This window comes from Roseobacter sp. GAI101, from assembly GCF_000156335.1.
Lineage (GTDB): Bacteria > Pseudomonadota > Alphaproteobacteria > Rhodobacterales > Rhodobacteraceae > Sulfitobacter.
In genome coordinates this window covers 510,384-524,528 of record NZ_DS999213.1, presented here as the reverse complement: position 1 = coordinate 524,528, position 14,145 = coordinate 510,384, and the positions used below count along the sequence as shown (strand labels likewise).

Annotated in this window: 15 protein-coding genes, 1 tRNA gene and 1 pseudogene; 8 read left to right on the top strand and 9 right to left on the bottom strand. The window is 58.8% G+C overall.

All coding sequences use genetic code 11. The features are described 5' to 3' along the window. The 4 genes from RGAI101_RS02420 to purC all read right to left on the bottom strand — a co-directional run. Positions 1 to 1,242 (bottom strand): sensor histidine kinase (locus tag RGAI101_RS02420; protein ID WP_037227154.1); only part of this gene is annotated, 1,242 nt, incomplete at its 3' end. Positions 1,243 to 1,278: 36 nt separating this feature from the next. Beyond that, positions 1,279 to 1,947 (bottom strand): phosphoribosylformylglycinamidine synthase subunit PurQ, encoded by a 669-nt coding sequence (purQ, locus tag RGAI101_RS02415; protein WP_008224885.1) that lies wholly within the window; start codon positions 1,945 to 1,947, stop codon positions 1,279 to 1,281. Next, a complete protein-coding gene (gene purS / locus RGAI101_RS02410) occupies positions 1,947 to 2,177 on the bottom strand; it encodes a phosphoribosylformylglycinamidine synthase subunit PurS (protein ID WP_008229368.1) in 231 nt (76 codons plus the stop codon). Before purS ends, purQ begins: the two co-directional genes overlap by 1 nt. Positions 2,178 to 2,229: 52 nt before the next feature. Beyond that, positions 2,230 to 2,991, bottom strand: coding sequence for a phosphoribosylaminoimidazolesuccinocarboxamide synthase (purC, locus tag RGAI101_RS02405; protein ID WP_037227152.1), 762 nt, complete (start codon positions 2,989 to 2,991; stop codon positions 2,230 to 2,232). Positions 2,992 to 3,153: 162 nt separating this feature from the next. Here purC and RGAI101_RS02400 point away from each other — a divergent pair, with 162 nt between their 5' ends. The 3 genes and pseudogenes from RGAI101_RS02400 to bmt all read left to right on the top strand — a co-directional run bounded on the left by RGAI101_RS02400 (position 3,154) and on the right by bmt (position 6,539). After that, complete coding sequence (locus RGAI101_RS02400) at positions 3,154 to 3,471, top strand: DUF1476 domain-containing protein (protein ID WP_008228630.1); 318 nt, start codon at positions 3,154 to 3,156, stop codon at positions 3,469 to 3,471. A 133-nt stretch (positions 3,472 to 3,604) separates the two neighbouring features. Beyond that, positions 3,605 to 5,479 carry a phosphatidylglycerol lysyltransferase domain-containing protein gene (locus RGAI101_RS02395; protein ID WP_008225860.1) on the top strand — a complete coding sequence of 625 codons (1,875 nt, stop codon included), beginning with the start codon at positions 3,605 to 3,607 and terminating at the stop codon, positions 5,477 to 5,479. A 36-nt stretch (positions 5,480 to 5,515) separates the two neighbouring features. After that, positions 5,516 to 6,539: pseudogene (bmt, locus tag RGAI101_RS02390) on the top strand (betaine--homocysteine S-methyltransferase). On the opposite strand, the gene RGAI101_RS02385 reads toward bmt, so the two are convergent. Beyond that, a complete protein-coding gene (locus RGAI101_RS02385; protein ID WP_008226182.1) occupies positions 6,536 to 7,615 on the bottom strand; it encodes a PA0069 family radical SAM protein in 1,080 nt (359 codons plus the stop codon). The pseudogene bmt and the gene RGAI101_RS02385 overlap by 4 nt on opposite strands. Positions 7,616 to 7,817: 202 nt before the next feature. Here RGAI101_RS02385 and RGAI101_RS02380 point away from each other — a divergent pair, with 202 nt between their 5' ends. Then, a complete protein-coding gene (locus tag RGAI101_RS02380) occupies positions 7,818 to 8,516 on the top strand; it encodes a corrinoid protein (RefSeq protein WP_008226792.1) in 699 nt (232 codons plus the stop codon). Between the two features lie 65 nt (positions 8,517 to 8,581). Continuing rightward, positions 8,582 to 9,220 carry a DUF1638 domain-containing protein gene (locus RGAI101_RS02375; RefSeq protein ID WP_008226462.1) on the top strand — a complete coding sequence of 213 codons (639 nt, stop codon included), beginning with the start codon at positions 8,582 to 8,584 and terminating at the stop codon, positions 9,218 to 9,220. 67 nt (positions 9,221 to 9,287) lie between these two features. Here the strand turns inward: RGAI101_RS02375 and RGAI101_RS02370 are convergent, their stop codons facing one another. Next, a complete protein-coding gene (locus tag RGAI101_RS02370; RefSeq protein WP_008226930.1) occupies positions 9,288 to 9,698 on the bottom strand; it encodes a SufE family protein in 411 nt (136 codons plus the stop codon). Positions 9,699 to 9,828: 130 nt separating this feature from the next. On the opposite strand from RGAI101_RS02370, the gene RGAI101_RS02365 reads away from it, so the two are divergent. Next, positions 9,829 to 10,347 (top strand): hypothetical protein, encoded by a 519-nt coding sequence (locus tag RGAI101_RS02365; protein ID WP_008225315.1) that lies wholly within the window; start codon positions 9,829 to 9,831, stop codon positions 10,345 to 10,347. Positions 10,348 to 10,375: 28 nt separating this feature from the next. Here the strand turns inward: RGAI101_RS02365 and rnd are convergent, their stop codons facing one another. The 3 genes from rnd to purM form a co-directional block, all read right to left on the bottom strand. Continuing rightward, positions 10,376 to 11,533: a ribonuclease D gene (gene rnd, locus RGAI101_RS02360; RefSeq protein WP_008225612.1), complete on the bottom strand. Its 1,158-nt coding sequence runs from the start codon at positions 11,531 to 11,533 to the stop codon at positions 10,376 to 10,378. Positions 11,534 to 11,609: 76 nt separating this feature from the next. Then, the gene (purN, locus tag RGAI101_RS02355; RefSeq protein ID WP_008226593.1) at positions 11,610 to 12,206 is read right to left on the bottom strand and encodes a phosphoribosylglycinamide formyltransferase; all 597 of its coding nucleotides are present in this window, start codon (positions 12,204 to 12,206) and stop codon (positions 11,610 to 11,612) included. Beyond that, positions 12,203 to 13,249 (bottom strand): phosphoribosylformylglycinamidine cyclo-ligase, encoded by a 1,047-nt coding sequence (gene purM / locus RGAI101_RS02350; protein WP_037228895.1) that lies wholly within the window; start codon positions 13,247 to 13,249, stop codon positions 12,203 to 12,205. The genes purN and purM overlap by 4 nt, the downstream gene beginning before the upstream one ends. Positions 13,250 to 13,384: 135 nt before the next feature. On the opposite strand from purM, the gene RGAI101_RS02345 reads away from it, so the two are divergent. Further along, a tRNA-Ile gene (locus RGAI101_RS02345) sits at positions 13,385 to 13,461 on the top strand. 308 nt (positions 13,462 to 13,769) lie between these two features. Continuing rightward, entirely contained in the window at positions 13,770 to 14,117 is a 348-nt protein-coding gene (locus RGAI101_RS02340) for a hypothetical protein (protein WP_008228104.1), read from the top strand. Positions 14,118 to 14,145: the final 28 nt, after the last annotated feature.

The following is a 14,145-nucleotide window of genomic DNA, read 5'->3' as shown; positions in this document are numbered from 1 at the left end:
GCCCATGCGCTCGATCAGATCATCGATGCGCCCGAATGACGACAAAGCCTCGTCCAGACGGTTGCGCCGCATCAGCAAGCGCGCGCCCGCCAGATAGGTTTTCATCGCCGCCAGCGGTTGGTTCAGCTCGTGACTGACCGCGGCTGACATCTCGCCCAAGGCGGCAAGCTTGCTAGATTGTTCCAGCGTCTGTTCGGCCACGGCAAGGGTCTGCTGCACCCGTTTGCGTTCCGCGATCTCGCGCTGAAGCGCCACGTTCAAGGCACGCAATTCGGCGGATTCACGCTGGAACAGCGCCGCCCTGCCCGCCGTGCGACGGCTAAGCGCATAAAAGGTCAGCGCCAGCAGGATGGCAAACCCCATCACCTCGAGCGCCAGGACGCCGTTCACCTTTTCACGCACGGACGAATAGGTGGTGTAACTTGTGATCCGCCAGCCACGGAACGGTATCCGCGAGGACAGCCGCATCACGGCCTCGCCCTGCAGATACGCATCGGGCGGCAAGGCCGTCCAATCGGCTGTGGCCTTGATCGCGCGCTCGATGGCGCTTTGCGGGGTCTGGTTCGACAGGGCTTCCGTCTCGGTCAGGCCCCGCCAGCGCGGTTCCGTCGCCATGATGATATCGCCGGTGCTGTCGGTCACGATGACCGCGTCGGAAATGCCGGCCCAGGCTCGCTCGAAGCGCTGCAAGTCAACCTCGGCCGCGATGACACCAAGGGTCGCCCCGCCTTCCTGAATGCGCCGCGAATAAAAGAACCTATAGCCGCCGGTAGACCGCGGAATGACGCTGAAGACCGTCGCATTCGCCCGGACCGCATCAACGAAATAGGGCTCAAGCCGGTGCGATGATCCCAGCCGGTTGCGATCTGTCGCCGCAACCGTGCGCCCGTCGATATCATAAAGCATCAAGGACGCCGCCCCGATCTCCTCCACAAAGGAAATCAATCGCTGGGTGGACAGGGAATAATCCGACCGCGTCAACGCCTCGATCAGGGCAGGATCGCGGGCCAGCAATTGCGGCACGATGGCGTTCTGGCGTAATTCGGCCAGCAGGTTGCCGCTGTACAGGGCGATCCGCAATTCGGCACGGTTGCGCGTGCTGTCGGTAAACCTGTCTGTCAGCAGCTTATTGGTGATCGAGATCGTACAGACTGCAATGACAAGCAGAATGCCGATTGCCAGCCGGACGCGCCAGCTGACAGACAAGGGCATTTCGGGGGATGAGGGCGCAGGTCGGTACATACCGCCAATCTATGCAACCTCAAGGGCGCACTCAAGTCACGCTGTGACCAGTGCCCCCGCCAATGCGCGGAAGAGCGCCACCCCGTCGGTGCCCCCGTGCCCGGCATCGGCCGCGCGTTCGGGATGCGGCATCATGCCAAGCACACGCCGGTTCTCCGACAGGATGCCCGCAATATCGGCCTGCGCGCCATTTGGATTGTCGGTATAGGTGAACGCCACGCGGTCTTCGCCCTGCAAGCGCGCAATGGTGTCCGCGTCGGCGAAGTAGTTGCCATCGTGATGGGCGATCGGGATATTGATCTCGGACCCGACAGTATAGCCAGAGGTGAAATCGCTGTCCGACGTCATCACCCGCAGGCCGACCGTCTTGCAGATATACTTGAGCCCCGCATTGCGCAAAAGCGCGCCGGGCAGCAGACCCGTTTCAGTCAGAACCTGAAAGCCGTTGCAGATTCCCATAACGTAACCGCCGCGCTGCGCATGGGCCGCCACTTCACCGCAGATCGGAGAATTTGCCGCGATCGCGCCACAACGCAGGTAATCCCCGTAAGAAAAACCACCCGGAATGCCGACGATATCGACACCTTCGGGCAACACCGTATCCTTGTGCCAGACCATCGACACTTTGGCTCCTGCCGCTTCGAATGCTACCGCCAGATCACGGTCACAGTTAGAGCCGGGAAAAACAACGACGGCTGCATGCATCAGACCATCTCCACGCTGTAGGATTCAATCACCGTGTTGGCCAGCAGCTTTTCGCACATCGCCTCGACATCCGCCTCGCTTGTGCCCTCGGCCAGATCCAGCTCGATCACCTTGCCCTGCCGGACGCCCTTGACCCCGTCAAAGCCCATCGCCCCGAGTGCGTGGCGCACGGCCTCGCCTTGCGGGTCCAGAACACCGTTCTTCAACATCACATGCACCCGTGCTTTCATGGCGCGTCTCCTTGCTTCATTTTGCAAAATAAACTCATATCCAACGCCAGCCTCAGTTGATCAACGTCGGTTTCATCATCGGTGTCGACGTCTTGGGCATCACACCCAGACGCCGCGCAACTTCCGTGTAGGCATCGGTCAGCGACCCCAGATCGCGCCGAAACACATCCTTGTCCAGCTTTTGACCTGTCTCAATATCCCACAGACGGCAGCTGTCCGGGCTGATCTCGTCCGCGATGATCAAACGCTGGAAATCACCGTCATAAACCCGGCCGACCTCAATCCGGAAATCCACCAGACGGATGCCGACGGCCATCATCACGCCAGACATAAAGTCATTGACCCTCAGTGACAGGCTCAGGATGTCTTCCATATCCTGCTGTCCCGCCCACCCGAAGGCGGCAATATGCTCTTCTGTGACTAGCGGATCGCCCAGATCGTTGTTCTTGAAGTGATATTCGACAATCGGGCGCGGCAGTTGAATGCCCTCTTCAATCCCAAGACGTGAGGCGAAAGACCCCGCCGCATAGTTGCGCACGACGATCTCAAGCGGCACGATCTCGGCCTGACGGACCAGCTGTTCGCGCATGTTCAGCCGTTTGATGAAATGCGTCGGCACGCCGATGTTGTTCAACCCGGTCATGAAGAATTCGGACAGCCGGTTGTTCAACACGCCCTTGCCTTCGATGGTGGCGCGTTTCTCTGACTGGAAGGCGGTCGTGTCGTCCTTGAAATACTGGACGATGGTGCCCGGTTCAGGCCCTTCGTACAAGATTTTAGCCGTGCCTTCATAGATTTTGGTGCGACGGGCCATGCACATCCCTTCCAGACTTCAGACCAGCGGAAAAACCCAAACGGCCCATTTTAAGTGTCACATAGTCCAAGCGACCCCATCGCGCAAGCGCGTGGCCCTTGCTGTCGCGCCTGCGGCTCTCCATATCTGTTACATCCAACGTTATTTAACAGGAGATCCAGAATGAGCACCTTCAATGATCGCGAAAAGGCATTTGAAAACAAATTCGCCCACGATTCGGAAATGCAGTTCAAGGCCGAAGCGCGCCGCAACAAGCTTTTGGGCCTTTGGGCTGCGGAACATCTGGGCAAAACTGGCGATGAAGCCGCCGCTTACGCCGTCGAAGTCGTGAAATCCGACTTTGAAGAAGCAGGTGAGGAAGATGTTTACCGCAAGGTCTCGGGCGATCTGGGCAGTCGCGTCGAAGAATCCGATATCCGCGCAAAAATGGCGGAATTGATGGTCGAAGCGAAGGCCCAGTTGATGAAAGAAGTTGACTAATCCCGTTGATCCAACCCCCGCCAGCCGGAAAAACGCGCCTTTGAGTTAAATCGAAGGCGCGTTTTTTTAACGTCTTAACATTCCGGAATGATGTTGTTGTCTATGGTCGTCCCCGGGTTGGTCGGGGAATAGAATGATCAAAGATTTCATGTTCAAATACAGGATGCGCGCGGTTCAGCTGGGTGCATCGCTGGCAGTCGGCGTTGCATGCCTGTGGCTCATTCTGGCGCAGCTGGCACCGGACTTCTGGCAGGAGGTTTTCGTCGAATTGCACGGACTGCATCCGATGTCCTTCGTATTGGCCGCCATTTGCACTTGCGTAAGCTTTCTGGCCTTGGGGCGCTACGACGCGACGGCCCACCGACATTTCCGGACCGGTATTTCGGCACGGCACGCCAGTCTTTCCGGCACGGCAGCGATCGCCCTTGCCCAAACCCTGGGGATGGGTATCCTTACCGGTGCCGTCGCCCGCTGGCGCATGTTGCCCGGCATCAGCATGGGCATGGCGCTGCGCTTGTCCGCCTTCATCTGCGCCAGCTTCATGGCCGCCTTGCTGGTCGTCACCGCAGTTGCCTGCCTTGTTCTGCCTGCACCGGCCTTTACGTTCTGGCCCGCGCTCGCCGTTGTCCTGTTGCTGCCCGTGGCAGTTGCAGCGGCGTTTCTTCACCCCACCCTCACCATCGGCCGTCTGAGCATGAAGGTACCAAGTCTTTCGGCTTTCGGCTCCATCCTGTTCTGGACGGCGCTGGATACGCTGGCAGCGGCCACGGCGCTTTACCTTCTGATTCCCGGTGATGTCATCGCCTTTACCACCCTGTTGCCGCTGTTCATGCTGGCCTTGGGGGCCGCGCTGGTGACTGGGACCCCGGGCGGTGTCGGCCCGTTTGAACTCGTGCTTTTCGGTTCCTTGCCTGACGCATCGTCGGTTCAATTGCTCAGCGGGATCATCGCCTTTCGCGCGGTGTATTATGCGGCCCCTGCATTGATCGGCATGATTGCCATGATGCGCCCTCTGGCAAAGGCGGTATCAACCGGACACGCCACAATGATGATCCCGAAAAATGCCGTGCGTGCCGAGGTTGGTGTAATCCGGCAAAATGGTGGGTATTTGTTGCAAGGGGACCAGACTGATTGCGCCGTCTGGCCGACCGGCCAAGCGCTTTGCGCCCTGTTTGACCCGCTGAACCGGCCAACCCGTCAGTTTCTCGAAACAGTCAAGACCGAAGCCCGTCGCAAAAACCTGATCCCGATGCTTTATAAATGCAGCGCAAGAACCGCGCTGCTGGCACGCTCCAACGCCTGGTTCATCTCTCACATCGCGGACGAGGCTGTCTTGCAGCCGCTCAGCTTCAACACCGAACCCGCGCCGTTTCGCACCCTGCGCCGGAAACTGCGTGCCGCCCAAAAAGGGGGGATCATCATAACGCAGTCAAGCACACTGCCCCTGGCAAAGATGGCGCAGATCGACGCGGCGTGGCAGCAAACGAATGGCCGCGCTCGTGGCGGCACAATGGGGGTGTTTTGCGCCGACTATCTGGCCCATCAGCAAGTTTTTCTGGCTTATCACGGTAATACGTTGATTGCATTCGCCAGTTTCCACACCAGCACGCATGAGTGGTGCCTTGACCTGATGCGCCAGCAGCCCGACACCCCTGACGGCACGATGCACTGCCTGATACACCACGCGATCATGTGCGCTGCGCACCGTGCAATTCCGCGGCTCAGCCTTGCCGCCACACCCGCCTGCCCTCATCCATCATCAAGATGGATGGTGAAACTGGCGCAATATGTGGTTCAGCAAAGCGGCGGTGCGGGCTTGCGCCAGTTCAAATCAAACTTCCGTCCGCGCTGGCAACCGCTTTACGCTGCAGCACCGAACCGCGCTCTTTTGGCAATCAGTCTGGCCGACATTACACGTGCCGTCCATCGCCCTGATGCCCCGCTAATTGCCGCCCAACCTCATCACGATGATGAGAATTATGAGGTTGCCTCACGTTTGGCATCGTGAGAAGACACGCAATCACATCTTTAGCGGAGCGTATTCATGTCCAACCCTCTCATTGATCTTCTGGCTGAAAAAGGCACGCTGCTGGCGGATGGTGCCACGGGGACGAACCTGTTCAACATGGGGTTGATGTCCGGCGACGCCCCCGAGATGTGGAACACGGATGAGCCGCAAAACATCATCAAGCTTTACAAAGGTGCCGTGGAATCGGGCAGCGACATCTTCCTGACCAACTCTTTCGGTGCCAATGCATCGCGGTTGAAACTGCACGGCGCTGAAAAACGCGCTCACGAGCTTAGCCGCGTTTCCGCCGAACTGGCTCGCGAAGTGGCCGATCAGGCCGGTCGCAAGGTGATCGTCGCCGGGTCCGTCGGCCCCACCGGCGAGATTATGGAGCCCGTCGGCCCCCTTACACACGCCTTGGCCGTTGAGATGTTTCATGAAACGGCGGATGGGTTGAAAGCCGGCGGCGCGGATGTGGGTTGGCTGGAAACGATCAGCGCACCCGAAGAATACCGCGCCGCCGCCGAAAGGGTTCAAACTTGCCGGCCTTGATTGGGTCGGCACGATGAGCTTTGACACCGCAGGCCGCACGATGATGGGCATGACCTCGGAAGCGATGGTCGATATGGTGCACGCGCTGGACAACATGCCGCTGGCATATGGTGCCAACTGTGGCACGGGCGCATCCGACGTGTTGCGCACGGTCTTGGGCTTTGCCTCCAAAGGCAAGTCGACACCGATCGTATCAAAAGGCAACGCTGGCATCCCCAAATACGTCGAAGGTCACATCCACTACGATGGCACACCTGAATTGATGGCCGATTACGCCGAAATGGCCCGCAATTGCGGTGCCTCTATCATCGGCGGTTGCTGTGGCACCATGCCGGAGCATCTGGTGCATATGCGCGAAGCCCTTGATAGCCGTCCCAAAGGCGACGCGCCGACACTGGAACAGATTGTCGAAGCGCTCGGTGCTTTCTCGTCCGCAAGCGACGGCACAGATGGCGAAGGTCCGGTGCGCGGCCCCCGCCGCGGCCGTCGCGGCGCGAAACCGGTCTAGAATAGATCCAACTGTGCGCTCGCCTGCCTGGGCGGGCGGAACAAATCGCAGCGCATGGGCGGTGAAAGGGTGGATAATCCCAGCCTTTTCACTGCCAAATCAAAGCGTTGCGCGATGATGTCGGCATAAGGGCCCGTCCCGCGCATACGCGTATGCCAGTTCGCGTCATATGCCTTCCCACCGTGCATTTCACGCAAGCGCGCCATGATCCTGTTGGCCCGGTCCGGATAATGCTTGGCCAGCCAGTCCTGCATCAACTCTGACACCTCGTGCGGCAAGCGCAGCATGATCCAACTGGCCGATCGCGCGCCAGCATCACGCCCCACCTCGAGGATTCCCTCAAGTTCCGGGTCAGTTAGCGCCGGCACCATCGGCGACGCCATCACCCGCACCGGAATGCCTGCTTTGGCCAGGCGTTCGATCATCTGTAAACGGCGTCCTGGCGCGGGCGCGCGCGGCTCCATCAACCGGCCAAGCCTGGCGTCAAGGGTCGTGACCGAAATGCCGACCCGGACCAGCCCCCGCGTGGCCATATCTGACAATATATCGATGTCGCGTTCAATCAGGCTGCCCTTGGTGACAATGGCGACGGGATGATTGACCTCGGACAAAACCTCGAGCAGGTGACGGGTGATTTTGTATTTCTTTTCAATCGGCTGATAGGGGTCCGTATTCGTACCGATGGCGATCGGGGCCACCTGATAGCGTTTCGCCGCCAATTCCCGCCGCAAAACGTCAGCCGCCTGCGGGCGAGCAATCAACCGGGTTTCGAAATCCAGCCCCGGCGACATGCCAAGATAGGCGTGACTGGGCCGCGCGAAACAGTAAACGCAGCCATGTTCGCAGCCCCGATAGGGGTTGATCGACCGGTCAAACGGCAGATCAGGAGAGCAGTTATAGGTGATGACACTGCGCGCCGCCTCCTCGCTCACATGCGTGCGCATCATCGGCAACGGCCCCTCGTCGAGGTCCCAACCGTCGTCGACAGCGTCAACGGTCAGCCGCTCGAAACGCCCCGCGACATTGCCCGAAACGCCCCGTCCTGCCAGATTATATCTATGCTCTTCACGATCCATTTAAAACTTTTGGAACAAAGTATGAACACGGTCAAGTATCAATCGTCAAACCATTGTTTTACAGGCGGATCAGCGCTAACTGAAAAGAAAGCGTCGCGTCGCACTTGATGCGGGCCGTGTCGCAAAATGCACGATGTTTTATCATTTTCCGTGACAAAAGGGCGAAAGCCCGCGCGGGCAAGTTAACCGATGAGGAACGACTATGTCGGATGAAGACGAAATTATCCTTGCCGATCTGGACGACGAAGAACTTGTTCAGCAAATGTTCGACGATCTCTATGATGGTATGCGCGAAGAGATCGAAGAAGGCGTGAACATTCTGATTTCGCGCGGATGGGCCCCCTATGACGTCCTGACCAAAGCGCTTGTCGGCGGCATGACCATTGTCGGCGCGGATTTCCGTGACGGTATCCTGTTCGTTCCCGAGGTTCTGCTTGCTGCGAACGCGATGAAGGGCGGCATGGCCATTCTCAAGCCGTTGCTGGCTGAAACCGGTGCACCGCGGGTCGGCAAAATGGTGATCGGCACAGTCAAAGGCGACATCCACGATATCGGCAAGAACCTTGTGTCGATGATGATGGAAGGTGCCGGATTTGAAGTGGTTGATCTGGGCATCAACAACTCGGTCGAGAAATATCTTGAAGCGATGGAAACCGAAGGCCCCGATATTCTGGGCATGTCCGCCCTGCTGACCACGACCATGCCGTACATGAAGGTCGTGATCGACACGATGATCGAACAGGGCATTCGCGATGACTATATCGTTCTGGTCGGTGGTGCCCCGCTGAACGAGGAATTCGGCAAGGCTATCGGTGCAGACGCCTATTGCCGGGATGCCGCCGTCGCCGTTGAAACCGCCAAGGAATGGGTCGGTCGCAAACACAATAGCGCCAAGGCCTGAGCCTGTGATATAAAGTGCAAGGGCCTCTCCCGAACCGGAGGGGCCTTTGTCGTTTGAAGGACACCATGCAGCAGCCATCAGATCAGCACCTCACCGAAAACGGTCTCGCGCTTGAGGCTGCCAAGGGTCGCATTCTGCTGATCGCCTGCGGTGCACTGGCCCGCGAAATACTGGACCTGAAGGCCGCCAATGGCTGGACACACCTGGATTTAACCTGCCTGCCCGCCAACTTGCATCTATACCCGGAAAAGATCACCGATGCCGTGCGTGCAGCCGTGGCCAAGCATCGCGACCAATATGACGATATCTTTGTGGTTTACGCCGATTGCGGCACCGGTGGATTGCTGCAAGCTGCCTGTGATGAAATGGGAGTGCAGATGGTCGCAGGCCCCCATTGCTACAGCTTTTACGAAGGCAACGCCCGGTTCGCCGAAACCGCAGAGACCGAAATTACGACCTTTTATCTCACGGATTTTCTGGTTCGCCAATTCGACGCCTTCATCATCAAGCCGATGGGCCTTGATCGCCACCCCGAACTGCGTGACATGTACTTCGGCAATTATGAAAAACTCGTGTATCAGGCTCAGACCGACGATCCAGCCCTGACCGAAAAGGCCAAAACCTGCGCCGCAACACTGGGCCTCATCTTCGAGCGGCGCTTTACCGGCTACGGTGATCTAAAGGTCGCGCTCGAGTCTCTGTGATCTTCATTTTGCTAAATAAACTCACCTGGCGCATCACCGGCCCCAAACACACCGCCCGCTGACGGCCTCAGGCTTGCGCGGCCGCAGTCTCGCGCACCCGTTCGATCATCGCGGTCAGCCCGTTTGACCGCTGCGCCGACAGATGTTCATTCAACCCAAGCCGCCCCATTTCGGCACGCGCGTCCACGGCAAGCACTTCCGCTGGTGACAGGCCATTGTATAGGGTCCGCAGCACCGCGATCAGCCCGGACACGATCATTGCATCGCTTGCGCCGTCAAAATGCAGGGTACCGTCGTCGAATTGTGCATGCAGCCAGACTTGGCTGGCGCAGCCATCGACCTTGGTGGCAGGCACGCGCAAAGCTTCGGCTAAGGGGTCCATCCCCTTGCCCAGATCAATCACATGCCGATAGCGGTCTTCCCAATCGTCCAGAAATTCGAAATCTTCGACCAGTTCCTCAAACGCCTCTGTCGCCACGATGTGTCCTTCTTTCAATTACAAGACAGGTAGGTTGCGCATTGCGAAACGTCCACCCCTTCCCAACGGGTCTGGGATGGGTTAGTCAATTAACACGGTAATTTCCACGGTAATTTCTACGGCGGGCCCTATGCGCAAAACCTTCTCAGCCCTATTGGTATCGACCCTCGTTCTGACGGGCTGCGCAACAGTGCGCGACAGCCGTGTGAACCCCTTTAATTGGTTCGGCACCGCGCAATCGGAACCGCGCGCGCAGACTGCGGCCAATACCAATCCGCTGATTCCCCAAAGCGCGGGCCTGTTTGCAAGCGCCCGTGCAAAGACCGAAGTCTATCTTGGGCAGCCCATGGATCAGGTCACCAATCTGACAGTTGAAAAGACACCCGGCGGTGCCGTGATCCGCGCGACAGGCCTTGCCGCCCGGCAGGGCATTTACAAGGTCCAGCTGACACCTGCGAACGAAGACGAATTGCCGGTGGACGGCGTGCTGACCTATCGCCTTGAAGGGATCCAGCCCGTCAACACATCAGTTGGTACCCAACCCACCCGCGAAGTGATCGCAGCGCGTGCCGTTACCGACCAGATGCTGGCCGGTGTGCGGATGATCCGTATTGAAGGCCAGCGAAACGCGCTGACATCCCGTCGCTAAAAACTTATTAGGATGAAAGGGTTAGAGCCTAAAGCTCAACCACTTTCACATCCGATCCCACTGCCGTCAGTGCGATTTTTCCTTGGCACAGACGCAACGCATCTTCACCGAAAACCTCGCGCCGCCACCCCTTGAGGGCAGGAACATCGCGCAGACCGCCAGCAATCCCATCAAGATCGGCAGCAGGCGCGATCAGCTTGGCCGCGACCCCGGCGCTTTCGGTCTTGGCCTTCAGCAACACCCGCAGCAAATCGGCCAGGGCCGGGTTCACCTGCAGCTTGTCGCGGCTGTTGTCCGGCTGCGGCATATCAGAGGCAGGGCAGTTCAGCCCGGCGGCCACCGCCTTCAGAATCCCATCAGCGATGTCGCCTTTGCGCGCCTCGCGCAGCAGCAGACGGGCACGGCCCAACTCTTCGTGGTTCTTGGGCTTGTTGCTCGCGAGTTCGACCATCGCATCATCCTTGTACACCCGGTTGCGCGGCACATTGTTGGCTTGTGCATAGGCCTCACGGAATGCGGCCAGCTCGCGGACCAGCGCCAGAAACTTTGACGAATTGGTCCGGGTTTTGACGCGCTTCCACGCGTCGCGCGGTTGGGTGATATAGGTGTCGGGACTGGTCAGAATCTCAAGCTCTTCTGCGACCCAGCGGGCACGGCCCGTTTCCTCGAGCTTTCTGGCGAGAAATTCATAGACCTGGCGGAGATGTGTGACATCGGCCAAAGCGTATTTGGCTTGGGCATCGGTCAACGGCCTGCGCGACCAGTCGGTGAAGCGGGACGTTTTATCCACCGCCTGATGGGCGATCTTGCGCACCAACGTCTCATATCCGACCTGTTCGCCGAACCCGCAGACCATCGCGGCGACCTGCGTATCAAACAAGGGTTCGGGGAAAACGCCAGCATCGACAAAGAAAATCTCGAGATCCTGACGCGCGGCGTGGAATACCTTGACCACCGAGGTATCGCGAAACAGCGCGTAAAGCGGTTCCAGCGACATGTCCCCGGCCAGCGGGTCAACCAGAACGGCACCGGAATCATCGGTGCCGGGCATTGCCATCTGAATCAGACAAAGTTTTGAATAATAGGTCCGCTCGCGCAGAAATTCGGTGTCTATGGTGACGTAATCATGGGTGGCGGCCTCTAGGCAATAAGCCTCAAGCTCGGCTGTGGTCGTAATTGTTTTCATGAGACTACTTTGAACAGAGGTTTAACGACAGGCAATGTGTAATCGAACAGGCGCAGGTTGAAAAGCGCACGCACGCCTAGCTTTCCAACATCAAAAAGCTGCGGTCCCCCCCGGCAAAGCGGCGCAGCACCGCAGGATAAAGCCGATGTTCCTGCACCAGCACCCGTGCGGCCAAAGCATCCGGCGTATCGCCGGGAAGGATCGGCACTGTGGCCTGCCCTAGAATCGGCCCGTCATCCAGTGCCGCGGTGACTTCGTGAACGGTGCAGCCATGCACGACATCCCCCGCTTCCAGCGCGCGGGCATGGGTGTGCAAACCTTTGTAAAGCGGCAGCAAAGACGGGTGAATGTTGATCATCCGACCAGCCCAGGCATCGGTAAATCCGCCCGTCAACTTGCGCATGAAGCCCGCCAGACAGATGATGTCCGGCGCATGGGGCATCAGGCGTGCGGTCAGTTCGGCCTCGAACGCCGCACGGTCGCCCTTGAACGGCTTGTGGTCGATGACTTCGGTGGGAATTCCACGTGCTTTCGCCCAGGCGATTCCGCCCGCATCCGCGACGTTTGACACAATCACGCAAGGCCGCGCGGGATGGTCGCCGGTCATGTCTTCGACCAGCGCCCGCATGTTCGACCCGCCACCCGACAGAAAAATAGCGACGCGTTTCGTCACAAAAGCTGCCCGCTGTAGTCAATGCCCGCGCCTGCCGTGACACGGCCCATCTCGTAGACAGTCTCGCCCGCATCGCCAAGCAGCGATTTAAGGCTCTCGGCCTGATCGGCGGACACCACCAGAATCATTCCGACACCGCAGTTGAAGGTCTTGAGCATTTCCGGTTCGGCCATCGAACCGATATCAGCCATCCACTTGAACACGCCGGGCATGTCCCAGGCATCAAGGTTGATCTCGGCTCCCAGATCTTCGGGCAGCACGCGGGGCAGGTTTTCTGTCAAGCCGCCGCCGGTGATATGGGCCAGCGCATGCACGCCCCCTGCCCTGATCGCCTGCAACGCCGGTTTCACGTAAAGCCGCGTGGGCGTCAGCAGCACTTCGCCCAGTGTTCCGTCGGCCCAGGGGCAGTTCGCCTCCCAACCCAGACCGGACATCGCCACCAGCTTGCGCACCAGCGAATAGCCATTGGAATGCACCCCGTCCGAGGCCAGCCCCAGCAGCACGTCACCGGCGACGACACCGCTTGGCAGATCCATGCCGCGTTCCATCGCGCCGACGGAAAAGCCCGCCAGATCGAAGTCGCCGTCGGAATACATGCCGGGCATTTCGGCCGTCTCGCCACCGATCAAGGCACAGCCAGATCCTTCGCAACCGCGTGCAATACCTTCAATGATGCGCGCGGCCTCTTCTGTCTCCAGCTTGCCAGTCGCGAAATAGTCGAGGAAAAACAAGGGCTCCGCCCCTTGGCAGACCAGATCATTCACGCACATGGCGACCAGATCGACGCCGACGCCGTCAACATTGCCCGTATCAATCGCAATGCGCAATTTGGTACCAACACCATCCGTGGCCGCCACAAGGATCGGATCGGTATAGCCCGCGCCCTTGAGATCGAACAGCGCGCCAAAGCCGCCAAGCCCGGACATGACCCCGGGCCGCTTGGTGCGCTTGGCCGCAGGCTTGATCCGTTCGACCAGCGCATTGCCAGCGTCGATATCGACACCTGCGTCTGCATAGGTGATTCCGTTTTTGGAGTTGGTCATCATCGGGCCCCGCCGCTTATTGCCTTTGCGAAAGCGGGTTATAGCACCACGCGCAGGCGCGCAATGCAAGACAGCCCCATTTGACGTTCTTAGCCTTGACGCGCTGCCCTTGCCCGCTTACGAAACCGATATGGCGGGCCTGTAGCTCAACTGGTTAGAGCAGAGCGCTCATAACGCTTTGGTTGCGGGTTCAAGTCCTGCCGGGCCTACCAAATCACCGCTTTTAATCTTTGTGTCCAATGATCATGCGCCACACGAAACCGGAACGGTATCGCAGGTGATTTCAATGACTTGCAAAGCGTGTATCCGACGATGAACCGCGATGACCGACGGCAAAATGCTGGGACAACAGGCGGGACCAACGGGAAGATTGACTACTGCATCCGGTGTTCCCTTTTCGAAGGGCTCTTTTGAGAAAGCTTGTATTTGACCCTGAAAATGCATTTTACCTCAGATGAACTGGGGCATGACTTTCTGCGCCATACTTGCCCTCTATGATCCCCGCGTAAGGAACCAAAGAATGTTGGAGCAACGTCTAAGAGAGCATCTTTGCGAGATCGCGAAGAAGGCGCAGCCCGTAACGTACCAGGCACTTGCAAAGGCCCTTGAGCTGTCACCCCCAAATACGATCCATCAGCTGACAGTCGCCCTCGAAAGTCTGATCGAAGAAGATGCCGCCGCCGCACGTCCATTGATTGCAGCTCTGGTCATCAGCAAGGCAAGAGGTGGATTACCTGGACCAGGTTTTTTCGAATGCGCAAAGCGGGTCGGGCTATATCACGGGCATCATTCGGGGCCAGAAGCGTCCGCCTACCATGAGGCCGAATTCAAGAGAGCTGTAGAGTTCTGGCAGTCGCCTTCGTCGTAGCGAACGGCACTTAGCGGACCTTTATACG

Excerpts from the sequence above, each read along its gene's own strand:
- purS (WP_008229368.1), bottom strand. The coding sequence starts at position 2,177 with ATGAAAGCACGGGTGCATGTGATGTTGAAGAACGGTGTTCTGGACCCG.
- RGAI101_RS02380 (WP_008226792.1), top strand. The coding sequence starts at position 7,818 with ATGTCGGATGAAGACGAAATTATCCTTGCCGATCTGGACGACGAAGAA.
- RGAI101_RS02375 (WP_008226462.1), top strand. The coding sequence starts at position 8,582 with ATGCAGCAGCCATCAGATCAGCACCTCACCGAAAACGGTCTCGCGCTT.
- purQ (WP_008224885.1), bottom strand. The coding sequence starts at position 1,947 with ATGCATGCAGCCGTCGTTGTTTTTCCCGGCTCTAACTGTGACCGTGAT.
- RGAI101_RS02400 (WP_008228630.1), top strand. The coding sequence starts at position 3,154 with ATGAGCACCTTCAATGATCGCGAAAAGGCATTTGAAAACAAATTCGCC.
- purM (WP_037228895.1), bottom strand. The coding sequence starts at position 13,249 with ATGACCAACTCCAAAAACGGAATCACCTATGCAGACGCAGGTGTCGAT.
- rnd (WP_008225612.1), bottom strand. The coding sequence starts at position 11,533 with ATGAAAACAATTACGACCACAGCCGAGCTTGAGGCTTATTGCCTAGAG.
- RGAI101_RS02365 (WP_008225315.1), top strand. The coding sequence starts at position 9,829 with ATGCGCAAAACCTTCTCAGCCCTATTGGTATCGACCCTCGTTCTGACG.
- RGAI101_RS02340 (WP_008228104.1), top strand. The coding sequence starts at position 13,770 with ATGTTGGAGCAACGTCTAAGAGAGCATCTTTGCGAGATCGCGAAGAAG.
- RGAI101_RS02395 (WP_008225860.1), top strand. The coding sequence starts at position 3,605 with ATGATCAAAGATTTCATGTTCAAATACAGGATGCGCGCGGTTCAGCTG.
- purC (WP_037227152.1), bottom strand. The coding sequence starts at position 2,991 with ATGGCCCGTCGCACCAAAATCTATGAAGGCACGGCTAAAATCTTGTAC.
- RGAI101_RS02385 (WP_008226182.1), bottom strand. The coding sequence starts at position 7,615 with ATGGATCGTGAAGAGCATAGATATAATCTGGCAGGACGGGGCGTTTCG.